The sequence below is a fragment of the Pseudomonas sp. MF6776 genome, from assembly GCF_016613125.1.
Lineage (GTDB): Bacteria > Pseudomonadota > Gammaproteobacteria > Pseudomonadales > Pseudomonadaceae > Aquipseudomonas > Aquipseudomonas iridis.
Map to the genome: position 1 here is coordinate 1 of NZ_JAENSQ010000042.1, position 23,561 is coordinate 23,561.

The following is a 23,561-nucleotide window of genomic DNA, read 5'->3' on the forward strand; positions in this document are numbered from 1 at the left end:
GGCCAGCGGGGTGCCGCCCAAGGACGTGGCCAAGAACCTCGGCGTGTCCATTCCGACGCTGTACCGCTGGGTGCCAGCCTCCACGCACGCTTAGCGTGCTTTATTTTCCGTTTTCTGAGACGACCCCAAGTACGCCATCGATCACGGGATCATCTCCCGGTAGTCCTAGTGCCCGCGGATGTAGTGCTCCAGTTGGCGAATCAGGTCGGTCTGTTCGACGATGGCTTCCTTGACCAGGTCGCCAATCGACAGCAAGCCGATCAGCGCACCGCCCTCCACCACCGGCAAGTGACGAAGGTGGCTGTCGGTCATCACCGCCATGCAACGCTCGATGCTCTGCTGACTGTCGGCGGTCACCACCGGTGCGCTCATGATCGCGCGCACCGGCGTACCCACGGATGAGCGGCCCTGCAGCACCACTTTGCGCGCATAATCACGCTCGCTGATCACCCCGACCACCTGGCCCGCCTCGATCACCGGCAAAGCGCCGACGTTCTTCTCGGCCATCAGTTTCAAGGCATCGAGCACCATCTGGTCCGGGGCAATGCTGTGAACCTGCTGGTTTTGCACGACCTTGGTTTTGAGCAACTGTGCGGCTGTTTTCATAAACGTCTCCTGGCGCCGTCAATAAATGCCGACTTCCACCGCATCACCGTTCAACCGCACCGGCCAGACGCGCAGGCGTTGTTGCGGGTATTCCAGGCAGCTGCCGTCTTCCAGGCGAAAATGCTGCTTGTAGATCGGCGACGCCACCACCAGGTCACCCTTGATGCTGCCAACCAGGCCCCGACCGATCACGTTGGCCCCGGATTGCGGGTCATGGTTATCGATGGCGAACAAGGTCTTGCCCTCGGCGCCGGGCAGGTAGAACAGCGCCACCTGGGCACCGTCCAGCCAGACCACTACACCGGAGTTGCTGACCAGATCCTGTTGGCCGCACACGGTTTGCCAGGTGTCGAGCGCTTGCACGCGTTGGGTATTGAATTGGCTCATCAGACTGTCTCCTCGGTGACCGGGATAAGGTTGAGTTCGGCGGCCATGATCGGGCGCCGCTGACCACGTTCCTGGACAAAGTGAATGTCCGGGTCCGGGCGTTTGTCGTTGACGAAGGTGCGGAAGCGCTTGAGTTTTTCCGGGTCTTGCAGGGCGTTGGCCCACTCGCATTCGTAGCGGTCGACCACTAGTTGCATCTGCGATTCGAGCTCGGCCCCCAGCCCCAGGCTGTCGTCGATGATGACGTCCTTGAGGTAGTCCAGGCCGCCTTCCAGGCTTTCGCGCCATACCGAAGTGCGTTGCAGCTTGTCGGCGGTGCGGATGTAGAACATCAGGAAGCGGTCGATGTAGCGGATCAGCGTGTCGTCGTCCAGGTCAGTGGCGAACAGTTCGGCGTGACGCGGGCGCATGCCGCCGTTGCCGGCGATGTACAGGTTCCAGCCCTTCTCGGTGGCGATCACGCCGACGTCCTTGCTCTGCGCTTCGGCGCATTCGCGAGTGCAGCCGGACACCGCGAACTTGAGCTTGTGCGGCGAGCGCAGGCCTTTGTAGCGGTCTTCGAGGGTCAGGGCCATTTGCACGCTGTCCTGCACGCCGTAGCGGCACCAGGTACTGCCGACGCAGGATTTGACCGTACGGGTCGACTTGCCATAGGCATGCCCGGTTTCGAAGCCGGCTTCGATCAGCTCGGCCCAGATGTCCGGCAATTCGTGCAGTTGCGCGCCGAACAGGTCGATGCGCTGCCCGCCGGTGATCTTGGTGTAGAGGTCGTACTTTTTCGCCACCACGCCGATGGCGATCAGCTTGTCGGCGGTGATTTCGCCACCGGGAATGCGCGGCACCACCGAATAGGTGCCGTTTTTCTGCATGTTGGCCATGAAGGTGTCGTTGGTGTCCTGCAACGGCACGAGCGAAGCGTCCATGATCGGCTGGTTCCAGCAGGACGCGAGGATCGAACCGACGGCAGGCTTGCAGATGTCGCAGCCAATGTGGCCACGGCCATGCTTGGCCAGCAGCTCTTCGAAGCTGATCACCCCTTCCACTCGCACCAACGCGTACAACTCCTGACGGGTGTAGGCGAAGTGTTCGCACAGGCTCTTGTCGACGCTGACGCCGCGAGCGATCAGCTCATGTTCGAAGACCTGCTTGAGCAGCCCGGCGCAACCACCGCAACCGGTGCACGCCTTGGTTTGCGATTTGAGCAGGCCGAGGTCGGTGCAGCCGCCGTCGATGGCTGAGCAGATGGAGCCCTTGGTGACGTTGTGGCACGAGCAGATGGTCGCCGACTCCGGTAATGCGCCTGGGCCCAGGGTCGGTGCGCCTTCGGAGGTCGGCAGGATCAGGCCGGCCGGTTCCGCTGGCAAGGCAATCGCGTTCTGGGCGTATTGCAGCAAGGTGTCGTAGTAGCTGTTGTCGCCGACCAGCACCGCGCCGATCACGTATTTGCCCGAGGCATCCACCACCAGCCGGCGGTAGCTGGCGCTGGTTTCGTCGATGAACTGGAAGCTGCGCGAGCCCGGGGTGCTGCCCTGGGCGTCGCCGATGGAACCCACGTCCACACCCAGCAACTTGAGCTTGGTCGACATGTCGGCGCCCATGAAGGGTTCTGCCACCTCGTTGCACAACTGGGCAGCGACGTTGCGCGCCATCTGGTAACCCGGCGCGACCAGGCCGAACAGGCTGCCGTTCCACGAGGCACATTCACCGATGGCGTAGATATGTGGATCACTGCTCAGGCAATGGTTGTCGATGACGGCACCGCCGCGCGGGCCGATCTCCAGCGCGCACTGGCGAGCCAGCGCATCTTGTGCACGGATGCCAGCGGAGAACACGATCAGGTCGGTTTCCAGGAATTCGTCGTTGGCGAAATTCATCCGATAGCGATACTCGTCACCGGCGCTGATCGACTGCGTGGCGCGGGACAGGTGCACACCGACGCCCAGGCGTTCGATCTGAGCCTTGAGTGCCAGGCCACCCATGTCGTCCAGTTGCACCGGCATCAGGCGCGGGGCGAACTCCACAACGTGGGCTTCCAGGCCCAGGCTTTTCAGGGCATTGGCCGCTTCCAGGCCCAACAGGCCGCCGCCGACCACCACACCACGACGGGCATTGGCGGCCGCGGCGCGGATGGCGTCAAGGTCTTCGAGGGTGCGATACACCAGGCGCGAATTGCCCTCGGCGCCTTCCACCGGTGGCACGAACGGATAGGAGCCGGTGGCCAGGATCAGTTTGTCGTAGGCGATGCCGCCTTGTGCGGTGACCACATGGCGGGTGGCACGGTCGATTTCCAGCACCGGCACGCCCAGGTGCAGGGTTACGCCGGGCGTGTGGTACAACGCGGCATCGCCCAGGGCCAGGGATTCGGCGTCGCGACCGGTGAAGTACTCCGACAGATGCACGCGATCGTAGGCACGCATCGGCTCTTCGCTGAACACATGGATTTGGTAGTGCTCAAGCGCGCCCTTCTCGATCAACTGTTCGACGCAGTGATGGCCAACCATGCCATTGCCGATCACGATCAGCGTTTGCAATTTGTTCAACGCGGCAACATTGGAGTTCATAAGGAGCACCTGGCTAAAACGGTTCAAAAAGCAAAAAAAAACGCCTGAAACCTTGCGGTTCCAGGCGTCTTTGCCTGTTCTTTTGCGGTGTTGAGCCCAGACAGCTATGCCTGATCCACCGATGTCGCCCTTGTTTCGATCGTCGTTGACCGAGCGAGCTGCCCACTCGACTGCGTTTGTGGTGGGCCTGCCAGGTGTATTGCAGTGTTTGTGCCAGATCCCGTCCATCGTGGCTGAACGCCCCGATTTACGGGCACTTGGGCGTCAGGTTTCCAGTCCCTGTCGCCCTCGTGTTTTGCCTTCGCATAGTGCAACGCACAGCAATGGGGCTTTATAAAAGTGCACGGTCAAAGGTATTTGAGCCAGGCAAGGTCGCGACGGCGCGCCTTCAATGCGGCGAAGGCCTTGACCGGTGGATACAGGACGATGGCCAGCAACACCGCTGTCAACCACACCGCACCTATCGAACTGAAACCAAACCAGTTGCCCTGATTCAGGCCGAACAGCGCGACCGCAATGAGGTACAGCACTTTCAGTGCGTACAGGTGCAGCAGGTAGAAGAACATCGGCGCCGAACCGAACACCGCCAGCGGACGCAACCATGGACGTTGCCGTTCAAACCACAGGAGCAGCAAGCAGCCGACGCTAAGGGTCAAGGCCAGGAACAACAACGACGGCGGGTATTTCGTGATGTTGAAAAAGCTCATCAGCGTTTGCACGGGCGACTCGCCCACGCTCCAGGATTTTTCGCCATAGCCGTTGAGTAAACGCAAGGCCAAGAACCCGGCCAGACCGACGACCCCACTGATCAGCAACGCGCGTTGACGTGCGCCGGCATCGGCTATTTTCCCGAACCACGGCCCCATGGCGTAGCCCAGGCCGATCACGCCGATCCACGGTAACAGCGGATAGGAGGTACGCAGGCGCAGGCCTTCGGTGATTTCGATCCAGCCACGATCATGCACGATCGCCCAGGGAATGTGCATGGCCGATTCGATCGGGAAATGCAGTGTGTCCAACAGGTTGTGCCCGGCGATGATCGCGACGCTCAAGAGCAACAACACCGGACGCGGCAACCAGACCAGCGCCGACAACGCGATCATGCTCAGGCCGATGGCCCAGATCACTTGCAGGTAAATGACGCTTGGCGGCAGTTGGAAGGTCCAGGCGAAATTGACCAGGGTGAATTCGAGCACCACCAGGAACAGCCCGCGCTTGAACAGAAAACGACTGACGTCGCCCTTGCCCGCATACTTTTCGCCGTACAGCCAAGCCGACAGACCAGTGAGCAGCACGAACACCGGGGCACACAGGTGCGCCAGGGTGCGACTGAAGAACAACGCGGGTTCAGTGGTGGCAACGTTCATGGGATCGCCGACCTGATGGTGCAGGAAGAAGGTTTCGCGCACGTGGTCGAGCAGCATGAACAGAATCACCAGGCCTCTGAGTGCATCGATGCTCAGAAGCCGGACGACGGTGGAACGCGGTGGTGCGAGGGTCATGGGGTATTCGCATTACAGGAACGGGGGCGAGCACCTTATATTGTTACCCTATAACATCTCAAGCATTTCCGAAGCCTTGTAAGAGCGAGCTTGCTCGCGATGGCACCGCCGACATCAACGCTGACTGCCCCACCGCTATCGCGAGCAAGCTCGCTCCTACAGGAGGCCGGGCCGCTCACAGAATGTGTGTTTAGCCCAAATCCCTGTGGGAGCGGTGGTAGGGTTCGATGAAGTGACAGCCCAGGACATCGTTCAGGCGCTGGCCGTCGCTCATGCGGCGGAACAGCCCGGGTGTTTGCCAGGGCGCATCACCGTCGACGTTCGGCGCGCCGAGCCCGGCCAGGACGTCGGCGATCAACACCGAGCGGGTTTCGAACGAGATGCGCGTCAGCCCGGTGCTGTTGCCAACGCCGGCGTGGGCGTGCGCGCCGGAAAAGGCGATCAGGCTGCCCGGCTCGATTTGCACCGCAATGCCCTCTTGCCCATCGATCGGTTCCAGCAAATGCGGGATGGCCTCATCGGCATCCACCGTGTTGCGCCCGTCCTGGTGGGAACGCTGGAGAATGGCGCGCATATCGAAATCGGCGCTGGAATTGCGCAGTGCGCGCTGCCAGAGGTTGGGGTAAATCGCAAACGTTCGCCCTGCCGTGATCGGATAGATCGGCGCCCACCAGTTAGTCTGCGCGTACAGGTTCGAACCCCAGGTGTCTCGGTGAAATGCAATGGTTGCCGTCACTCGTGCCCGTGAGGCACGCGCATCAGCTTCGCGGTGCGGCTGGAAGCGCAGGTGCAATCGGTCGCAGGCCAGTGCCTGCGCCTCAAGGCCCTGGCTTTCGATGACCGCTCGCCACAGCCCCTGAATCTCGCGAGAACCGGCAAAAGCGCCCTGGCATTTGGCGAACAGCACGGCCTGTTGTTCGTGGTTCAGATGGCGATGGATGTGGGTCGGCGGCCAGGGATGCAGCGCTTCTTCAAGCATCGCCCGGGTGTGCTCGACCAGGGCGAGCATGGCCGGCGCCTCGTTGATGCGCAGGATTTCGCCGGCGTAGAGACGATCATGAAATTGTCGAGCGGAGCCTGGAACAGCGAACGGGCTGTACATGGGCGGGGTTTCCCTTGGGAAGATCCCTCGACTTTAGAAGCGCGCAGGGCTTGGCGACAGTGGCAGGCGGGACAAAAAAGTGCGGATCAGTGGATCCGAAGCTACCGCGTCCCCTGTAGGAGCGAGCTTGCTCGCGATTGCGGTGGATCAGCCGACATCCATGTTGAATGTCACACCGCTATCGCGAGCAAGCTCGCTCCTACAGAGGGGGGGGGTGCAAGCAGGTCCGGTTAGCTGCGCCCACAATGCTCCAGCAACGCCTCCAGCGGATGGCGCAATTGCTTGTCTGCCTGGCGCTTGACCTGGCTGCGGCAGGAGTACCCGGTGGCCAGGGCCTCGCCAGGCTTGTCCAGCTTGCCGGCCCAGGACTGCTCGAAAATCGTTCGCGAAGTTTCCTGGTTGCGCGCTTCGTGGCCGTAGGTGCCGGACATGCCGCAGCACCCCGTCGCTTCCGTCACCAGTTTCAGCCCAAGCTTGGCGAACACTGCTTGCCACTGCCCAGTGCTGGCCGGGGCGTTGGTTTTCTCGGTGCAATGGGCCAGCAAACGGAAGGTCTGACTGACCGGACGAGGATTATCCGGCAGCGCATCCAGCAACCACTCCTGAGGCAGCAGCACGTTCGGGCAGCCTTCGAGCCCCGGCACTTTCTGATATTCCTGGCGATAGACCAGGGTCATCGCCGGGTCCAGGCCGACCAAAGGCACGCCGCAGTCAGCCAGCGCCTTCAGTTGAGTGGCATTGCGAATCGCCGCCTTGGCGAACGCGCCGAGAAAGCCCTGCACATGCAATGGCTTGCCGTTGGCACTGTAGGGCGCCAGGAACACCCGGTAACCCAGCTGATGCGCCAACTGGATGAAGTTGGCCAGCAATGGCGTTTCGAAGTAACGGGTGAAGGCGTCCTGTACCAGCACCACACTGCGGTCACGCTGCGCAGCAGTCAGTTCGCGCAGGGCCGGCACGCTGGCCACCGCGACCTTGCAACAGGTCAACGTGTTTTGCAGGTCGAAGCGATGCAGCAGCGGACTGTCGAGCATACCGACGTGGCGCTCAAGCAGACGACTGATCCATTTCGACCCCATCACCGCGTTATACAGGCCCGGTGCATAGGCCATGTAAGGGATGGTGAACTCCAGCGAGCCGATCAGGTAATCGCGCAACGGGCGTTGATAACGACCGTGGTACAGCTCAAGGAAACGCGAACGAAATTCCGGCACGTTGACCTTGATCGGACACTGTCCGGCACAGGATTTACAGGCCAGGCAACCCGCCATCGCGTCGTAGACTTCATGGGAGAAGTCCGCCTCGCCACGGGCGCGCGCCAGGTTATTGCGCAGCCGCGCAGGCAAGCCACTGAGCCACGACACCTTGCTGCGTGCCGCCGCCAGCACGTCGATATTGGCCGCCCCTTGCAGACGCAGCCACTCACGGATCAACGACGCCCTGCCCTTGGGTGAATGCTGGCGCTCGCGGGTCGCTTTCCACGACGGGCACATGGCGTCGTTAGGGTCGTAGTTGTAGCAGGCGCCGTTGCCGTTGCAGTGCACGGCGCTGCCGAAGCTCTGCCAGACGCGCTCGTCGATCTGCCGGTCGAGGTCGCCACGCAGGGTCACCTCGTTGACCTTGAGCAAACCCTGTTCGGCGTCCGGCGGCGTGCAGATCTTGCCGGGGTTGAGCTGGTTATGCGGATCGAACGCGCCCTTGAGCGATTGCAGCGCCGGGTACAGCTCGCCGAAAAACGCCGGGACGTATTCCGAACGCAGGCCCTTGCCGTGCTCGCCCCACAGCAGGCCGCCATAACGCTGGGTCAGCTCGGCCACGGCATCGGAGATCGGCTTGACCAGCGCCGCCTGGGCCGAGTCCTTCATGTCCAGCGCCGGGCGCACGTGCAGCACCCCGGCGTCGACGTGGCCGAACATGCCATAGGCCAGGCCATGGCTGTCGAGCAAGGCGCGAAACTCGGCGATGTAGTCGGCGAGCTTCTCCGGCGGCACGGCGGTGTCTTCCACGAACGGCTGCGGGCGCACTTCGCCCTCGACGTTACCCAGCAGCCCCACCGAACGCTTGCGCATGGTGTAGACGCGGGTCACCGCTTCGGCGCCTTCGGCCAGGGTGTGGCCCAGGCGCTCGATGGTCTTGTCGGCTTGCAGGTGTTCGACGAATGCCGCCACGTCGGCGTTGACCTGCGCCACGTCTTCGCCGCTGAACTCCACCAGGTTGATACCCAGGGTGGCGCGCTCGGGGTCGCTGGGGAAATACTCGGCGACGCTGTGCCAGACGATGTCCTTCATCGCCAGCAGCAGCACCTTGGAATCGACGGTTTCAATCGACAGCGGCTTGTGCGCCAGCAGTGCGTTGGCATCGCGCAGCGCGTCCATGAAGCTGCTGTAGCGCACGTTGACCAGCACCGAATACTTGGGGATCGGCAGCACGTTGAGCTTGGCTTCGACGATGTAGCCCAGCGAGCCTTCGGCGCCGCACAGCACGCTGTTGAGGTTGAACCGACCTTGTTCGTCACGCAGGTGCGCCAGGTCATAGCCGGTCAGGCAACGGTTGAGTTTGGGAAACACCGACTCGATCAGATCGGCCTGGGTTTCCTGGATGTGCCGTGCGGTGCGGTACACCTCGCCAATGCGTCCTTGCTGGGCGCACACCGCCTCCAGCTCCGCTTCGCCGAGCGGCTGGCTGTGCAGACGCTCGCCACCCAGCAGTACGCTGTCGAGTTCCAGCACGTGATCGCGAGTCTTGCCATAGGTGCAACTGCCCTGCCCGCTGGCGTCGGTGTTGATCATGCCGCCTACGGTGGCGCGGTTGGAGGTGGACAGTTCCGGGGCGAAGAACAGGCCGTGGGGCTTGAGCGCAGCATTGAGCTGGTCTTTGACCACGCCCGCCTGCACGCGCACCCAGCGCTCTTCGACGTTGATCTCGAGCACCGTGTTCATGTGGCGCGAGAGATCGACGACGATGCCGTCGGTCAGCGACTGACCGTTGGTCCCGGTACCGCCGCCCCGTGGCGTCAGTTTGATCTGCTGGAAACGAGGTTCGGCCATCAACGTCGCGATGCGCACGATGTCGTCGGCGTCCAGCGGAAACACCGCCGCTTGCGGCAGGCGCTGATAGATCGAGTTGTCGGTGGCCAGCACGGTACGGGTGGCATAGTCGGCGCTGAGCTGGCCGCGAAAGCCGCTGGCTTGCAGGGCCTGGAGGAATTCCGGGTAGTGCTGCGCGGGGGACGCGGTCGTCAGCTGGGCGATCATGGCGGTGGTCTCTTCACGGAAATTTCATGATACTTGTCGCCTGAGCATTAATAGATCAGCCTCAGGTCGTTATAGACGCCAATGATCCCGCAGGCTCGGTCACGCAACAAACGGATATTTCTGCCGCTATCGATGAGTTTTATGAATGAATTACCGCCATCTCACGCCGTCGATGTCGCTGCTGCTGGCGTTTGAAGCCGCCGCCCGCCATGAAAGCTACACCCGCGCCGCCATGGAACTGTCGCTGACCCAAAGCGCGGTGAGCCGACAGGTACAGGCGTTGGAGCAGCAATTGGGCCTGACCCTGTTCCGCCGCGAAGGGCGCCAGGTGCAATTGACCGATGTCGGCCGACTGTATCAACGGGAAATGAGCGAAGCGCTCGGGCGTATTCGCAGCGCGACCTTGCAGGCCATGGCCTATCAGTCCGGCAGCGGCACCCTGCGCCTGGCCACCCTGCCGACCTTCGGCTCGAAATGGTTGTTACCGCGCCTGCACGATTTCTACAAGAACCACCCCGGCATGCTGGTGCACATCCATTCGCGGATCGACACCATCGACTTCGAATCCAGCGGCATCGATGCCGCCATCGTCGTCGGCTCCAGCGACTTGCCCGGCCTGATCAGCCACCGGCTGCACACCGAAGAACTGCTGGTGGTGATCTCCCCCCAAGCCGCCGCAGCCCAGCAGGACTGGTCGGCTGAGCGCATCGGCGCGCAGACCCTGCTCAATGTCGCCACCAACGCCAACGTCTGGGGCGAGTGGTTCAGCCATCACCACCTGCCCCATCGCATGATGCGCCTGGGGCCGAGCTTCGAACTGACCTCGCACCTGATCCAGGCGGTCAGGGCCGGCATCGGCATCGGCCTGGTGCCGCGCATCCTCGTCACCGACGAACTGGCCAACGGCGAGCTGATCAGCCTCGACCTGCCCTTCGCCAGCCAGCGCAGCTATTACCTGGCCTACCCGCCACGCAACGAAATGCTGCCGTCGCTGGTGGCGTTTCGTTCGTGGTTGCTTGCGCAAATTTGAACGAACAAGCCTAAAGCCACCGCCTGACCCTCCTCAGAAATCCACCGTCGCCGACAACTGCAACGTACGCGGATACCCCTGGGAGAACGCCCCATACGAGGCCACGCCCGACCAGTATTCGCGGTCGAAGACGTTTTGCACGGTGGCGCGGAACGTCGTTGGCCGGCCTTCGATTTTGGTGGCGTAGCGCGCGCCGGCGTCGATGCGGGTCCAGGCATCCAGTTCCTGGGTGTTGGCCTGGTTGACGTATTGGCTGTCGGTGTAGATGGCGCCGCCGGTCAGGGTGAAGCCTTCCAGCCAAGGGGTGTCCCATTCGGCCCAGAGGTTGGCCTGGATGTCGGGTACGCCGACCGGTTTGTTGCCGCGGTTGGCCGCAGTGGCCGAGTCCGTCAGTTCGCCGTCGAGGAAGGTCACGCCGCCCATCAGGCGGGTGCCGGGTGCCACTTCGCCGAATACGCTGAGTTCGACGCCACGGTTGCGCTGTTCGGCCTGCACCGAAAACACATTGTTCGCACCCACTTCGCCGCTCGGTTTTTCGATCTGGAACAGGGCCAGGGTGGTCATGAACGTACCGTGCTCATACTTCACCCCCAATTCATGCTGCTTGGACTCATACGGAGCGAAGGTTTCACCGGCGTTGGCCGCCGTGCCGGGGGCGATGTCACCTTTGCTCAGGCCTTCGACATAGTTGTAGTACAGCGACACGTCTTCCCACGGTTTGACCACCACGCCCACCAGCGGCGTCGTGGCGCTGTCGTCATAGCGCGAACTGACTGAGCCGGCGGCGTTGTAGTTACGCGATTCGATGTCCTGGCGGCGCACACCAAGCGTCAACTGGATGCGGTCATCCAACATGCCCAGGGTATCGGTGAACGCCACGCCGGACAGTTCCGATTCGGAAACGCGCAGCACCTTCGGCGCAGCCAGGTACTGTTTGGGCACGTCAACCGGGTGGTAGAAGTTGGAACGGATGTCGGTACCGTTGGTGATGCCTCGGGACAGTTCATCCTGATAACGGGTGGCCATGAGCGTCGTGGTATGGGTCACCGGGCCGGTGGCGAAGAGTGCGCGAAGGCCCACATCGGCGGTCGAGCGGTCGACGTTGAATTTGTAGTAACCGGGAATATTACTGGTGTCACCTGCATCGTTGAGAATGCGAGGCACCTGGTCGGACAAGCGTTTGACATCCGACTTGCCGCCACCGGCGTGGGCGAACACGGTCAGGTTGTCGTTCAGGTCGTATTCGCCGCCCAGCAAGGCCGACTGCTCCTTGGTGTCGGACCAGCCCCACTTCTGCGATACGTTGGTACGACCATTGGCGGCGGAAGGCACCTCGACCCCCGGTGCGATGGTGAATGGCCGTGATGCGCCATCGAATTTTTCGCTCTGGCTGATGAAGTCCAGGTTCAGGCGCAAGCGCTCACCCTGATAATCCAGGGCGATGGCGCCGATGTTCACCGCACGCTCCTGGTCATCCACAGCGGTATCGCCACCCTGCAAACTGCCGTTGAAGCGCACGCCAAACTGGTTCTCGTCGCCGAAGCGGCGGCTGACATCCAGATGACCGCCGACGTTGGAGTCCGACTCGTAGCTGGCGGTAAAGCGGGTCAGGTCTTCGGCCAGCGGGCGCTTGGGCACGATGTTGATCACGCCGCCCACCCCGCTGTTGGGTGAAATGCCGTACATCAAGGCACCCGGCCCCTTGAGCACTTCGACACGTTCGGTGTACTGGGTAAAGGCGCGATAGTTGGGCGCGACGCCATACACGCCGTCGTAGGCGAGTTCGCCCAGGTTGCCTTCGCCGATGGCAAAGCCACGGATGAAGAAGGAGTCGACGATGCCGCCGGTTTGCCCGGTGGAGCGCACCGAAGGATCCCGTTGCAGGGCGTCGGCCACGGTCACCGTTTGCAGGTCGGCCAGGGTCTTGGCCGTGTAGCTGGTCACGCTGAACGGCGTGTCCATCACATCCTTGTTGCCCATCATGCCCAGGCGCGCACCGCGCGCTACCTGGCCACCGGTGAACTCTGCGGGCAGCGCGGTGGGCCCGGCGTAGCGGGCGTTGATGTTGGTGGTGTCCAGGGTCAGGTTCGGTGCCTCGTTCGACGAACCGGTTGAAGGATTTTCCGGCTTGCCCGAAGGCCCGGCCGTGGCGGCCCAGGCGCTGGTGCTCCCGGCTATCAGGGCAACATTGAGCAAGGCCGCGCGGATGGCGAGCGTGAGGGCGCGCTCGGCGCAAGGTCGACTGGCAACAGGCATGGCGTGAGGTTCCTTGGAGGTAGGAAATGGGAATCACTCCTAATGCCAGCCAGCTCGAAAAAAAGTATCACCCGGCTTCGATTTTTCCTCACGGGCATCACGTGGTGGGTTTATCCGGTTGCGGCAATCGCCGGAGCCGGGTCAAATGCACGCCGTTTGGCCGGGTGATGCGAGGATGTTCTGCCGCTCCCCCGCTCCCGTTCGACTAGCGAGGTTGTCCCATGCCCAGCGCCGGTGTCATTCAGGGCTCGAGCGTCAGAGTCCTGATTTATCTTCTGTTCGCGATCCAGTTGGTCTCCATGGGCGCGATGGAAATGAGCGGGCCGTTCTGGCCGGTGCACCTGCGCGGCTTGACGGACTCGGCCTCGTTTTTCAGCTTCGCCAGCATCGCCGTGTACGTCGGGCCCATGCTGGGCATCATGCTGACCAGCGCATTCTGGGGTCGCATCGGTGATCGCTACGGTCACAAGCTGATGATGATCCGCGCCCTCGCCGGCTTGTCCCTGACGCAACTGGGCCTGGCCTTTGCCAGCGATATCTGGGTGATCCTGGTGCTGCGATTCCTGCAAGGCGCGTTTGCCGGCTACATCGCCCCCGCCCAGGCCTACGGCGTCAGCATCGAAGCACCAACCCGCCGCGCCAGGCTGTTCGCGATCCTGCAAATTTCGACCAACGTCGGGTCCTTGCTGGGGGCCGTCGTCGGCGGGCTGATCCTCGATTACGCGACGTTTTTCTGGATCAACCTCATCGCCTCGATCCTGTGCGCCGTCTGCACGGTGATCGCCGCCGTGACGCTACCGGATGTGCCGCCGGTGAAGAAAACCGCTGCCACCACCCGGCAATCCCACGACCCTGCCTGGCGCCGTTCTCCGGTGCTTTCGTTGTTGTGTGTCATGGGCATTCTGCTGTTGGCGCGGATGCTGCCACAGACGTCGTTTTCGCTGTACGTCAGCTCGACCTTCGAGGTCAGCAACTCGGTGGTCGGCCTGTGTTATGGCCTGCTGGCGCTGGGTTTCATCCTCTGTGCAACGACATGGTCGCGTTATTTCGAGCACCGCACCGCGCAAGACTCGCTGCTGCGCATCCGCTACGTGGTGATCGCCTGCATCGCCCTGACCGCGCTGATCGGCGTGACCCGCAACGCCAGCGTATTTGTCATGGCGTACTTCGTCTGGGGCGTATTGTTGGGCGCGACGACACCGGTACTGATGGCTCTGATCTCGAAAACCACTGACAGCTCACAACAGGGCTACGTGCTGGGGATTGCCCAGGGCATCTCGCAGTTCGCCTCGATTGCCGGCATCTGCGCCGGTGGCTTGCTCAGCCAGATCTACGGTTTGCAGTACACCTACCTGTTCGTCTGCGCGGCCTACCTGATCGCACTGCTGCCCATCGTGGCGTTGCGCGCCCTGCCCCTGCGGACATCGGGCCAATGATCGCACTTGCTTTCCCGGTAGCGAGTCATCTAGCATTGGGAATACTTCTCAATTACAAGTCAGCCTGGCGCCATGAGCGAAACCCTCCCCGCGAATCAAGATCAGCATCTGCGTGCGATTGAGGCCCTGTACAGTGGCCATCACGGCTGGCTGTATGCGACGTTGAAACGAAAACTGGGCAACGCCATGGATGCGGCCGACCTGGCACAGGACACCTTCGCGCGCATCCTCGCGTCCCAGGTCACGGTGATCGAACAGCCGCGTGCCTACCTCAGCTGTGTGGCCAAGGGCATCCTGATCAACTGGTACCAGCGCAAGGCACTGGAACGCGCCTACCTTGACGCCCTCGCCAACCTGCCGCCGCAGGAAGCCCCCTCCCCGGAAGCCCATTTCGTGGTGCTGGAGACCCTGCACGAAATCGACGCGATGCTCGATGCCTTGCCGCCGCTGGTCAAGCGGGCGTTCCTGCTGTCGCAGCTCAATGGCCTGAAATACCAGGACATCGCCGATCAACTGGACGTGTCGCTGATCACCGTCAAGCGTTACATGAAGCAGGCGTTCGTGCAGTGCCTGATGCTGGTGGAATGAATGCTCATCCTGCGCAAAGACCCGCCGCTGCCCCCTGAAGTCCTCGAAGAAGCCGCCGAATGGCTGATGCGCCTGAGTGAAAACGACCTGAGCGACAGCGAACGCGCCGAGTGGGAACACTGGAAGGTCAGCAGCCCCGAGCGTGATCGCGCCTGGGCTCGGGCGCAGTTGCTGCAAAGCAAACTGGGCGGCCTGCCACCTTCGCTGGCGATGTCAGCGCTGGATCGACCGAGCAACCCGGAACGCCGTGCGGCCCTCGGCAAGCTGGCATTGTTGCTGGCGGTGATGCCGGTAGGCTGGGGCAGTTGGAAACTGGCGCAATCGCAGCAGTGGACGGCCGATTACCGCACCGCCGTCGGCGAACGACGCGAGTGGACCCTGGCCGATGGCTCTCGCATCACCCTGAACACCAATACCGCCGTCGATGTGCTGTTCGACAGCCAGCAGCGCCTGATCCGCCTGCGCGAAGGCGAGATCCTGGTGCAGACCGCCACGGACAATTCCCCCCTGGCCCGGCCCTTCCTGGTCAGTACCGCACAGGGCCACATGCAGGCCCTGGGCACGCGTTTCATCGTCCGCCAATTGAGCCCGTTCACCCACCTTGCGGTATTGGAAGGCGCCGTCAAAGTGGTGCTGGCCGAGAACCGCCAGGCCGAGTCCCTGATCGTCAATGCCGGACAACGCATGGCATTCACCGCACAGGCCTTTGGCGCGGCGAACCCCACTGACCGTAACGCCAGCGCCTGGACCCAGGGCATGCTGATGGCGGACAAGATGCGCCTGGCGGATTTCGTCGCTGAGGTCACCCGCTATCGCCACGGCTTCGTCAGGTTCGACCCGGCGATTGCCGACCTGCGCATTTCCGGCGCTTTTCCGATCAGCGACAGCCAGCGCACCTTGAACATGCTGGTGCAAACCTACCCGGTCACCGCCACCGCTCATCTGCGAGGGTACTGGGTCACCTTGTCCCCGGCCTGAGTCTCCAAAAAAAATCTGCCGCTGGCTGATACTTTTTTCGATCTCGGCTGGCCTGTACAGAAACCTCCATTGCCTCTCGCCACAGGGTCATCCATCCATGCCTGTCATTTGCCGCGCGCTGCTGAGCCTGACCCTGATCAGCGCTGCCTGCCCGTTGGCGATGGCAGCCGCGCCGGTGCAACTGGATTCGGTCGTGGTCCATGCCTACAACATCGCCCCCGGACCTCTGGGCGCAACGCTGTCGAGCTTCGCCGTGGATGCCGGCATCGCCCTGTCGTTCGAACCTTCACTGACCGAGGGCTTGATCAGCCCGGGGCTAACCGGATCTTGCTCGACCCGCGAAGCCGTGACCCGCTTGCTCGCCGGCAGTGGCCTGGACATGGTCCTGCGCAGCGACGGCAGTTACACACTGGTGCAACGTCGGGTCACCCTCGAGGAAACCACCATCGACGGCATCGACACACGCAGTGACAGCCTGCCACCGGTGTATCCGGGCGGCCAGGTGGCGACTGGCAGCCGTCTGGGCATGCTCGGCAACACCGCCGTGATGGATGCGCCATTCAGCGTCAGCACCTACACCGCCGCGCTGATCAAGGATCAACAGGCAAAGACCGTGGGTGATGTGCTGGAGCGCGACTCATCGGTGCGCTCCACCGGCCAGACCGGTGGCATCGTCGACTCGTTCTTCATCCGGGGATTTCCCGTCGGTGAAGGCAACCTGGGCGAACTGGCCTTCGACGGCGTCTATGGCGTGGCCTCCAACTACCGGGTGTTCACCGAATACGCCGAACGCATCGAAGTGGTCAAGGGGCCCGGCGCGCTGCTCTACGGCATGTCGCCCAACAGTGCCGTGGGCGGCGTGATCAACGTGGTGCCCAAGCGTTCTCTCGATGAAGACCTGACCCGATTCACCGCCAGTTACGCCCAGGACGCCCAACTGGGCGGTCACCTGGACCTCAGTCGACGCTTTGGCGAGGAGCGCCGATTCGGTATGCGCCTCAACGGTAGCGTGCAGCAAGGTGACACGGTGATCGACGATCAGGACCGCGAGGTCGGCGTCGGCGCGCTGTCCCTGGATTATCAAGGAGATCGCCTGCGCACCAGCCTGGACCTGGTGAGCCAGGAAGAACGGTTTGACGCCGCGTCCCGACCGTTCCTGATCGCGTCGGGCGTGCAAATCCCTTCTGCCGCCAACGGCCGGACCAGCGTCAGCCAGGACTGGGGCTGGTCCAGCACCCGCGACAAGTCGGCCCTGCTCAGCGGTGAATACGACCTCAACGACCAACTGACGGTGTTCGCCCATGCAGGCGGTGGCCAGTCGAAGGTCGCACGCATGTCCGACCAGACGCCCACGATCATCAACGCCGCAGGCGACACCTCGTCGATCCCCGGTTATTACAAGTTCGAAGTCCGGCGCTACACGGTCGACGCCGGTGCGCGCCTGCGATTCGACACCGGTCCCGTGAGCCACAGCACCGCCCTGCAAGTGACGCGTTATCGCGATGAATTATCCCGGGGCATTTTGTCCGGGCCTGCGGTGCTGTCGAACATTTACCACCCGGTCCATCGCCCCAAACCCGCGATTGCCGAGCCGGCCACGCCCAAAGTGTCGGCGACCGAGTTGTCCGGCATCGCCCTGGCCGACACCCTGTCGATACTCGACCAGCGCGTGCAAGTGACCCTGGGCCTGCGCAAGCAGAACATCCAGTCCCACAACTACAACGCCGCCGGTGCAGTCACTTCAGCCTATGACGATGGCAAGACCACGCCGTTGTTCGGGGCCGTGCTGCGGCCCTGGGATCACGTGTCGTTCTACTACAACTACATCGAAGGCCTGAGCAAGGGGGACGTCGCCCCCAGCACCGCTTCGAACGCCGGCGAAATCTTTGCCCCCTACGTGTCGCGCCAGCAGGAGGTCGGGGTCAAGCTCGATTACGGCAGCTTCATGTCGAGCCTGGCCCTGTTCCAGATCAAGAAGCCCAGCGGCGAATTGTCTTCCGGGGTGTTCGCCGTCCAGGGTGAACAGCGCAATCGCGGCGTGGAGCTGAACATGTCGGGCGAAATTGCCCAAGGCACGCGCCTGCTCGGTGGCGTGACGCTGTTGGACGGACAACTGACCAGGACCAGCGTGGCGGCCAACCGTGGTAACAAACCGGTGGGCGTGCCCGACGTGCAAGCCAACCTCTGGGCCGAGTGGGACACGCCCTGGGCCGAAGGGCTGACACTCACCAGCGGCGCGATCTACACCGCCAGCCAATACGTCAACCAGGCCAACACCCAGGAACTGGCCCCGTGGACGCGCATCGATGTCGGCGCTCGATACGCCACGCGTATCGCTCAGCGACCCACGACCTTTCGCGCCACGGTGCAAAACGTTTTCGACCGTGAATATTGGTCGGGAGTCGCCTCCTACGGCGCATTTTCCCAGGGTTCACCACGCACCCTGCTCCTGTCGGCCACGGTCGATTTCTGACACATGCAAAGGCCTTGATCATGCTCACCATTGTTCGACGCAGCCACGCCCTGGCCGCGCTGCTGTTTGCTGGATTGCTGGGGGTTTCACTGGCGTCATTGGCCAACGAAGCGGTTGACACACGCAGCACCGTGACCGATTTGCTCGGGCGCAAGGTCAAGGTAAACCTGCCAGTCAAACGGGTGATTCTCGGCGAAGGCCGCCAGTTGTACCTGGTGGCGGCGCTGGACACGCAAAACCCCATCGAGCGTATCGTCGGCTGGCGCAAGGACCTCATCCAGTCCGATCCCGACACCTACAACGCCTACCTGCGCAAGTTTCCGGGCATTGCCGACATCCCCACCTTCGGCGGGTTTGAAGACGGCACCTTCGACATCGAGCAAGCGATCTCGCAGCGCCCCGATGTGATTGTCCTCAATATCGAGGCCCAGCACGCGACCGAAGATGCGCGCTACATCGAGAAGCTCGACGCCCTGGGCATTCCCGTGGTGTACGTCGACTTTCGCAACTACCCGATGCAGAACACCGAGCCGACCATGCGCCTGTTCGGCCAATTGTTCGGCAAGGAGCAACGCGCCGAAGCGTTCATCGCGTTCCGCAACCAGCAGATTCGCCGGGTCACCGACGTGATTGCCGCGCACCAACCTGCGCGCCCCAAGGTGTTCATCGAGCGCATCGGCGGCTACACCGACGATTGCTGCCTGAGCTTTGGCAACGAGAACTTTGGCCGCTTCGTCGAAATGGCCGGCGGCGACAACATCGCCAGGGACATCATCCCCACGACCTTCGGCCAGTTGAACGCCGAGCAGGTGATCGTCGCCAACCCTGACCAGATTGTCGTGACCAGCGCCAACTGGGAAGCCTTCGCCCCGGGCGGGCATTGGGTGGGTGTGGGTCCGGGCGCGGACATGGCCGAGGCCCGACGCAAACTGGCCTGGTACACCGGTCGCCCGGCCTATGCCGGAATCAAGGCGCAGGACAGCCAGGCCTTCCACGCCATCTGGCACCAGTTCTACAACAGCCCCTATCAGTTCGTGGCCATCCAGCAACTGGCCAAATGGTTTCATCCGACGCTGTTTGCAGACCTCGATCCGCAAGCCGCGTTTCGCGAGTTGCATGAGCGCTTCCTGCCGGTGCCCTACGAGCCTGGCTATTTCGTCAGCCTGGGCGAACCCGAGATCAAGCCATGAATGCGATCAACGATACGATGGTCCAGCGCGACACCTACCGCCGCCTGGTGGTGCGCAAACGCCTGATCCTCGGCGCCCTGACGCTGCTGTTGTTGGGCAGTGTGTTGCTTGACCTGGCCCTGGGCCCGGCCAGCTACAGCCTGGGCGAAGTGCTCGGTGCGCTGCTTTCACCGGACAGCGCCGCGCCGCAGGTGCGGGTGGTGATGTGGGATATTCGCCTGCCCGTGGCACTGATGGCGGTCGCCGTGGGCGCGGCGTTATCGCTGGCCGGGGCGCAGATGCAGACCATCCTCAACAACCCGTTGGCCAGCCCGTTCACCCTGGGCATTTCCGCGGCAGCCAGTTTCGGCGCCGCCATGGGGCTGGCGTTCGGTGTGGCGCTGTTTCCGCTGGCAGCGCAGTACATGGTGCCGGCCAACGCGTTCATCATGGCCATGCTCTGCGCCCTGCTGATCCACTTCTTGAGCCTGCGCCGTGGCGTCACCGCCGAAACCATCGTGCTGCTCGGCATTGCCCTGGTGTTCACGTTCAACGCGTTGCTCGCACTCGTGCAGTTTTTTGCCACCGAGCAAGCCGTGGCCGCCGTCGTGTTCTGGACCATGGGCAGCCTGACCAAGGCGACCTGGCCCAAGCTGGGCGTGATCTGTGTGGTGATCCTGATCACCCTGCCGATTTTCGCCAGGCGCACCTGGGCGCTCACCGCCCTGCGGCTGGGGGATGACAAGGCGGCCAGCTTCGGTATCAACGTGCGCAGCCTGCGTTTCCAGACGCTGATCATGGTCAGCCTGCTCGCTGCGTTTCCCGTGGCCTTCGTCGGCACCATCGGCTTTATCGGGCTGGTCGGCCCGCACATCGCGCGGATGCTGATTGGCGAAGACCAACGTTTCTTCCTGCCGGCCTCGTTGCTCACCGGCGCACTGATCCTGTCGGCGAGTTCGGTGGTCAGCAAAACCCTGATCCCCGGCGCGATTTTCCCCATCGGCGTGGTCACGTCCCTGATCGGCGTACCGTTCTTTATCTCTCTGATTCTCGGCGCAAAGAAAAACTCATGGTAACGATCCAGCTGCAAGACCTCGGCGCCAGCTATGGCCAGCGCACGATCATCAGCGGTGTGACCACCACCGAGTTTGTCGGCGGCCAGGTGGTCGCCGTGGTCGGGCCCAATGCCGCAGGTAAATCGACCCTGTTCAAACGCATGGCAGGGCTGATCGACGGGCCCGGCGAGGTAAAGCTGCAAGGCGCGGAAAAAGGCATGAAAGGCATCAGCTACATGCCCCAGGGCCTCAACGCCAGCGCCCGTTTGACCGTGTACGAATCGGTGCTGCTGGCGCGCAAGCAACTGACACCGGGTTGGGTGGTCCACGATGACGAACTGAAACTGGTCGATGAGATCCTCGACGCCCTGGGCATTACGCCGCTGTCATTCCGCAACCTGGGTGAACTCAGCGGCGGCCAGCAACAACTGGTCTCAATCGCCCAGACGCTGGTGCGCGAACCGCAGATCCTGCTGATGGACGAGCCCACCAGCGCCCTCGACATGCACCGCCAGGTCCAGGTGCTGAACTTCATGCGCGACCTGGCGCGAAAGCGCGAAGTCATCGTGTTCATCGCCATCCATGACCTGAACCAGGCCTTGCGCTTCGCCGATCAGGTGCTGGTCATCGCCGATGGCACCGCTCAGGGCAGCGGCCCGAGCCATGAAGTGATCAACGAGCAGATGCTGCGCGCGGTGTACAAGGTCGAGGCGCGCATCGAACGCTGCAGCCGTGGGCAGCACCATATCCTGATCGACGATATCGTCTGAACCGCTACGGCTGCAGCCCTTCCAGCGCCGTGCCGACCGCTTCCAGTAGCAAGTGCGCATGCTCCTGTTCGAAGGCCAGCAGCGGGCGAATCTTCAGCACGTTTTCCAGCGGCCCGGCAGCACTGATCAATACGCCCTGCTCGCGCATCGCGTTGACCACCTGACGGGTCTGCGTGGCGGCAGGCGCTTTTGTGGCGCGATCGGTCACCAGCTCGACCCCCAGGAACATCCCGGCACCGCGCACATCGCCGATGATCGGGTAACGCTCGGCCAGCTCCCGCAACCCCGTCAACAGACATTCACCCAGGGTGTGCGAGCGCTGCTGCAACTGTTCGTCACGGATGACGTCCAGCACGGCCTGCCCCGCTGCGCAGGACACCGGGTTGCCGCCAAAGGTGTTGAAGTAGCGCATGTTCTGGCCAAAGTGATCGACCACTTGCGCTCGACCGACCAGGCCGGCGATGGGGTGGCCGTTGCCCATCGGCTTGCCCAGGGTCAGGAGGTCGGGGCGCACGTCGTGCCGCTGGAAACCCCACATGTTCAGGCCAGTGCGGGCGAAGCCGGACTGGACTTCATCGGCGATGTACAACAGGCCTTCGGCCTGGGCCAATGCGATCCCTTCGGCGATGCAGCCGGTTGGGCCCGCAAAGACGCCATCGCTGGCGAAAATGCCGTCGAGCAGGATCGCCGCCGGACGAATGCCGTGTTTGCGCAGGTCATCGATGGCCGCACGGACGTCAGCCACGAAGGTCGAGGCCACTTGATCCGCACCCAGCCGATAAGCATCGGGGGCGCGAACGGTGCGCACGTGGGGTGGCAGAACCATGCTCGGGCCGAGCGACGGAGAAAGCTCGGCGATATCACCCGTGACGCCATGATACGCGAAGCGGGTGATGATCACGCCGGTGCCGCCGGTAAACTGTTTGGCGATGCGCAACGCCAGATCGTTGGCCTCGCTGCCGGTGCACGTAAACATGACCCGCTCGAGGTACTCGGGAAAGGTGCCCAGCAGTTGCTCGGCGTAATCGAGCATGCCCTCCTGCAAGTAGCGAGTGTGGGTGTTGAGTTGCCCGGCCTGCCGGCTGATCGCCTCGACCACCCGGGGATGACAATGCCCCACCGACGCCACGTTATTGTAGGCATCCAGATACCGCCGGCCTTGTTCGTCGTACAGCCACACGCCCTCGCCGCGCACCGTGTGCAAGGGGTGTTCGTAGAACAGTCGATAGGCCGGGCCGAGCAACCGTGCCCGGCGTTCGACAAGGCGTTTTTCCTTGTCTGACAGGCGATCGGCATCTTCAGAAGTGAAACCGTTGATCATGCTCATGCGCCAACCTCCTGGGTGCAAGCGGCAAGGATTCTGTCGTGGATCTCGGCGGGTGCCATTGCGGACAATCCCGCCAGGGCATCCTGGGCGCGGTATGAGTTGCGCAGGATGTACTCGCGATTGTCCGGGTGCAGGTCGGCCCGCCAATAATTGATGCACAACGACAACGCCAGGCGTGTGGAGATCAGCACCGGCAGCAGTTGCAATTCTTCGCCGGTGAGGGGATTGACCTGGTGATAGGCGCGGATCATGTCCAGCGCCGGGGCCAGGACGTCGCCCGCCACCCCCAATTGGTACGATGCCGCGACCGCGACCTCGTTGACCAACGGCGCGTGGACCATGTCGCCAAAATCCAGGATGTTGCGCAACACATCGGGCTGATCCGGATCGACGATGATGTTGTGCGGGTTCATGTCGTTATGGATCACCTGGTGGCGCAGCGTGGCGCACTTGCCCAGTACCTGGGATTCGAAGCGGTCCAGGCTGTGTTCGATCCGGTCGCGACGAACGCCCGGCTCGATGTGTTTCAGCCGGGGCCTGAGGCGCTGGGCGTGTTGCATGTCCCACAGCAGGACGTGCCCGGCAGCGGGATGGCTGAAGCCGTCCAGGGCCAGGTCGAACCGGGCGAGCGCTTGGCCCAGGTTCTGCCTGAAATTCACCGATGTGTGGGCGACGCGGTGCAGCGGCAAGCCGTCAACGAAGGACAGGAGACGGACCAACATGCGCTGGCCTTCGATTTCGACCGGCTCCACGAATCGCCCGCCGAGTGATGCAAAGACACGCTGCACCGGCAACGCCGGATCGTTACGCTCGATCTGGAGCATGGCCTGGTTATGGAAGTCCACGACCTGCGGGTTTTCCAATGGATGCGACAACTTGAACAGACGCGACGTACCGTCCGCGAGCATGACCCGGAAATTGAGGTCGCGCTCGCCGCCCAGTTGCTCGAGTTTTCCGCTGATCGCGTAGTGCTGCGCAAGGACCCCAAGGACCTGCCCGTCACTGACACGGGCAGGGGCCGCCTCCAGCAGACAGGGTTGCGCCGATACTTTCTCAAGCGGCATTGT

General features: G+C 62.8%; 18 protein-coding genes. 9 read left to right on the top strand and 9 right to left on the bottom strand.

What is annotated here, in order from left to right; all coding sequences use genetic code 11:
- Positions 1-10 precede the first annotated feature (10 nt).
- On the top strand, positions 11-94 hold the full coding sequence (locus JJD74_RS27670; RefSeq protein WP_339325687.1) for a hypothetical protein: 84 nt from the start codon (positions 11-13) through the stop codon (positions 92-94).
- A gap of 71 nt (positions 95-165) precedes the next feature.
- Here the strand turns inward: JJD74_RS27670 and JJD74_RS27675 are convergent, their stop codons facing one another.
- From JJD74_RS27675 to ydiJ, 6 genes are all read right to left on the bottom strand, one after another.
- Positions 166-606 carry a CBS domain-containing protein gene (locus tag JJD74_RS27675; RefSeq protein WP_200617370.1) on the bottom strand — a complete coding sequence of 147 codons (441 nt, stop codon included), beginning with the start codon at positions 604-606 and terminating at the stop codon, positions 166-168.
- An 18-nt stretch (positions 607-624) separates the two neighbouring features.
- Positions 625-993 carry a nitrite reductase small subunit NirD gene (gene nirD, locus JJD74_RS27680; protein WP_200617373.1) on the bottom strand — a complete coding sequence of 123 codons (369 nt, stop codon included), beginning with the start codon at positions 991-993 and terminating at the stop codon, positions 625-627.
- On the bottom strand, positions 993-3,554 hold the full coding sequence (gene nirB / locus JJD74_RS27685) for a nitrite reductase large subunit NirB (RefSeq protein WP_200617375.1): 2,562 nt from the start codon (positions 3,552-3,554) through the stop codon (positions 993-995). Before nirB ends, nirD begins: the two co-directional genes overlap by 1 nt.
- A gap of 347 nt (positions 3,555-3,901) precedes the next feature.
- Complete coding sequence (locus JJD74_RS27690; RefSeq protein WP_200617377.1) at positions 3,902-5,056, bottom strand: DUF1624 domain-containing protein; 1,155 nt, start codon at positions 5,054-5,056, stop codon at positions 3,902-3,904.
- Between the two features lie 190 nt (positions 5,057-5,246).
- Positions 5,247-6,158: a hypothetical protein gene (locus JJD74_RS27695; RefSeq protein WP_169990549.1), complete on the bottom strand. Its 912-nt coding sequence runs from the start codon at positions 6,156-6,158 to the stop codon at positions 5,247-5,249.
- A 230-nt stretch (positions 6,159-6,388) separates the two neighbouring features.
- The gene (ydiJ, locus tag JJD74_RS27700) at positions 6,389-9,412 is read right to left on the bottom strand and encodes a D-2-hydroxyglutarate dehydrogenase YdiJ (protein WP_169990548.1); all 3,024 of its coding nucleotides are present in this window, start codon (positions 9,410-9,412) and stop codon (positions 6,389-6,391) included.
- 145 nt (positions 9,413-9,557) lie between these two features.
- Here ydiJ and JJD74_RS27705 point away from each other — a divergent pair, with 145 nt between their 5' ends.
- A complete protein-coding gene (locus JJD74_RS27705) occupies positions 9,558-10,442 on the top strand; it encodes a LysR substrate-binding domain-containing protein (protein WP_169990547.1) in 885 nt (294 codons plus the stop codon).
- A 33-nt stretch (positions 10,443-10,475) separates the two neighbouring features.
- On the opposite strand, the gene JJD74_RS27710 is transcribed toward JJD74_RS27705, so the two are convergent.
- Positions 10,476-12,698 (bottom strand): TonB-dependent receptor, encoded by a 2,223-nt coding sequence (locus JJD74_RS27710; RefSeq protein ID WP_200617379.1) that lies wholly within the window; start codon positions 12,696-12,698, stop codon positions 10,476-10,478.
- A 221-nt stretch (positions 12,699-12,919) separates the two neighbouring features.
- Between JJD74_RS27710 and JJD74_RS27715 the strand changes: the two genes are divergently transcribed.
- The 7 genes from JJD74_RS27715 (at position 12,920) to JJD74_RS27745 (ending at position 21,167) form a co-directional block, all read left to right on the top strand.
- A complete protein-coding gene (locus JJD74_RS27715) occupies positions 12,920-14,134 on the top strand; it encodes an MFS transporter (RefSeq protein ID WP_069900677.1) in 1,215 nt (404 codons plus the stop codon).
- Between the two features lie 72 nt (positions 14,135-14,206).
- Positions 14,207-14,722 carry a sigma-70 family RNA polymerase sigma factor gene (locus JJD74_RS27720; RefSeq protein WP_069900678.1) on the top strand — a complete coding sequence of 172 codons (516 nt, stop codon included), beginning with the start codon at positions 14,207-14,209 and terminating at the stop codon, positions 14,720-14,722.
- Positions 14,723-15,700 carry a FecR domain-containing protein gene (locus JJD74_RS27725; RefSeq protein ID WP_016487055.1) on the top strand — a complete coding sequence of 326 codons (978 nt, stop codon included), beginning with the start codon at positions 14,723-14,725 and terminating at the stop codon, positions 15,698-15,700.
- Between the two features lie 97 nt (positions 15,701-15,797).
- On the top strand, positions 15,798-18,173 hold the full coding sequence (locus JJD74_RS27730; RefSeq protein ID WP_016487054.1) for a TonB-dependent receptor: 2,376 nt from the start codon (positions 15,798-15,800) through the stop codon (positions 18,171-18,173).
- Positions 18,174-18,193: 20 nt separating this feature from the next.
- Positions 18,194-19,363: an ABC transporter substrate-binding protein gene (locus JJD74_RS27735; RefSeq protein WP_016487053.1), complete on the top strand. Its 1,170-nt coding sequence runs from the start codon at positions 18,194-18,196 to the stop codon at positions 19,361-19,363.
- Positions 19,360-20,418 (top strand): FecCD family ABC transporter permease, encoded by a 1,059-nt coding sequence (locus tag JJD74_RS27740; RefSeq protein ID WP_016487052.1) that lies wholly within the window; start codon positions 19,360-19,362, stop codon positions 20,416-20,418. Before JJD74_RS27735 ends, JJD74_RS27740 begins: the two co-directional genes overlap by 4 nt.
- The gene (locus tag JJD74_RS27745) at positions 20,412-21,167 is read left to right on the top strand and encodes an ABC transporter ATP-binding protein (protein ID WP_016487051.1); all 756 of its coding nucleotides are present in this window, start codon (positions 20,412-20,414) and stop codon (positions 21,165-21,167) included. The genes JJD74_RS27740 and JJD74_RS27745 overlap by 7 nt, the downstream gene beginning before the upstream one ends.
- 4 nt (positions 21,168-21,171) lie before the next feature.
- On the opposite strand, the gene JJD74_RS27750 is transcribed toward JJD74_RS27745, so the two are convergent.
- The gene (locus tag JJD74_RS27750) at positions 21,172-22,494 is read right to left on the bottom strand and encodes an aspartate aminotransferase family protein (RefSeq protein ID WP_016487050.1); all 1,323 of its coding nucleotides are present in this window, start codon (positions 22,492-22,494) and stop codon (positions 21,172-21,174) included.
- Positions 22,491-23,558, bottom strand: coding sequence for a phosphotransferase (locus JJD74_RS27755; protein WP_016487049.1), 1,068 nt, complete (start codon positions 23,556-23,558; stop codon positions 22,491-22,493). Before JJD74_RS27755 ends, JJD74_RS27750 begins: the two co-directional genes overlap by 4 nt.
- Between the last annotated feature and the right edge of the window lie 3 nt (positions 23,559-23,561).

Bases quoted from the DNA above. Each gene is read 5' to 3' on its own strand.
- JJD74_RS27725 (WP_016487055.1), top strand. From the start codon at position 14,723: ATGCTCATCCTGCGCAAAGACCCGCCGCTGCCCCCTGAAGTCCTCGAA.
- JJD74_RS27695 (WP_169990549.1), bottom strand. From the start codon at position 6,158: ATGTACAGCCCGTTCGCTGTTCCAGGCTCCGCTCGACAATTTCATGAT.
- JJD74_RS27735 (WP_016487053.1), top strand. From the start codon at position 18,194: ATGCTCACCATTGTTCGACGCAGCCACGCCCTGGCCGCGCTGCTGTTT.
- JJD74_RS27705 (WP_169990547.1), top strand. From the start codon at position 9,558: ATGAATTACCGCCATCTCACGCCGTCGATGTCGCTGCTGCTGGCGTTT.
- JJD74_RS27710 (WP_200617379.1), bottom strand. From the start codon at position 12,698: ATGCCTGTTGCCAGTCGACCTTGCGCCGAGCGCGCCCTCACGCTCGCC.
- JJD74_RS27690 (WP_200617377.1), bottom strand. From the start codon at position 5,056: ATGACCCTCGCACCACCGCGTTCCACCGTCGTCCGGCTTCTGAGCATC.
- JJD74_RS27755 (WP_016487049.1), bottom strand. From the start codon at position 23,558: ATGCCGCTTGAGAAAGTATCGGCGCAACCCTGTCTGCTGGAGGCGGCC.
- nirD (WP_200617373.1), bottom strand. From the start codon at position 993: ATGAGCCAATTCAATACCCAACGCGTGCAAGCGCTCGACACCTGGCAA.
- JJD74_RS27715 (WP_069900677.1), top strand. From the start codon at position 12,920: ATGCCCAGCGCCGGTGTCATTCAGGGCTCGAGCGTCAGAGTCCTGATT.
- JJD74_RS27750 (WP_016487050.1), bottom strand. From the start codon at position 22,494: ATGAGCATGATCAACGGTTTCACTTCTGAAGATGCCGATCGCCTGTCA.
- JJD74_RS27730 (WP_016487054.1), top strand. From the start codon at position 15,798: ATGCCTGTCATTTGCCGCGCGCTGCTGAGCCTGACCCTGATCAGCGCT.
- JJD74_RS27745 (WP_016487051.1), top strand. From the start codon at position 20,412: ATGGTAACGATCCAGCTGCAAGACCTCGGCGCCAGCTATGGCCAGCGC.
- nirB (WP_200617375.1), bottom strand. From the start codon at position 3,554: ATGAACTCCAATGTTGCCGCGTTGAACAAATTGCAAACGCTGATCGTG.
- JJD74_RS27675 (WP_200617370.1), bottom strand. From the start codon at position 606: ATGAAAACAGCCGCACAGTTGCTCAAAACCAAGGTCGTGCAAAACCAG.
- JJD74_RS27720 (WP_069900678.1), top strand. From the start codon at position 14,207: ATGAGCGAAACCCTCCCCGCGAATCAAGATCAGCATCTGCGTGCGATT.
- ydiJ (WP_169990548.1), bottom strand. From the start codon at position 9,412: ATGATCGCCCAGCTGACGACCGCGTCCCCCGCGCAGCACTACCCGGAA.
- JJD74_RS27740 (WP_016487052.1), top strand. From the start codon at position 19,360: ATGAATGCGATCAACGATACGATGGTCCAGCGCGACACCTACCGCCGC.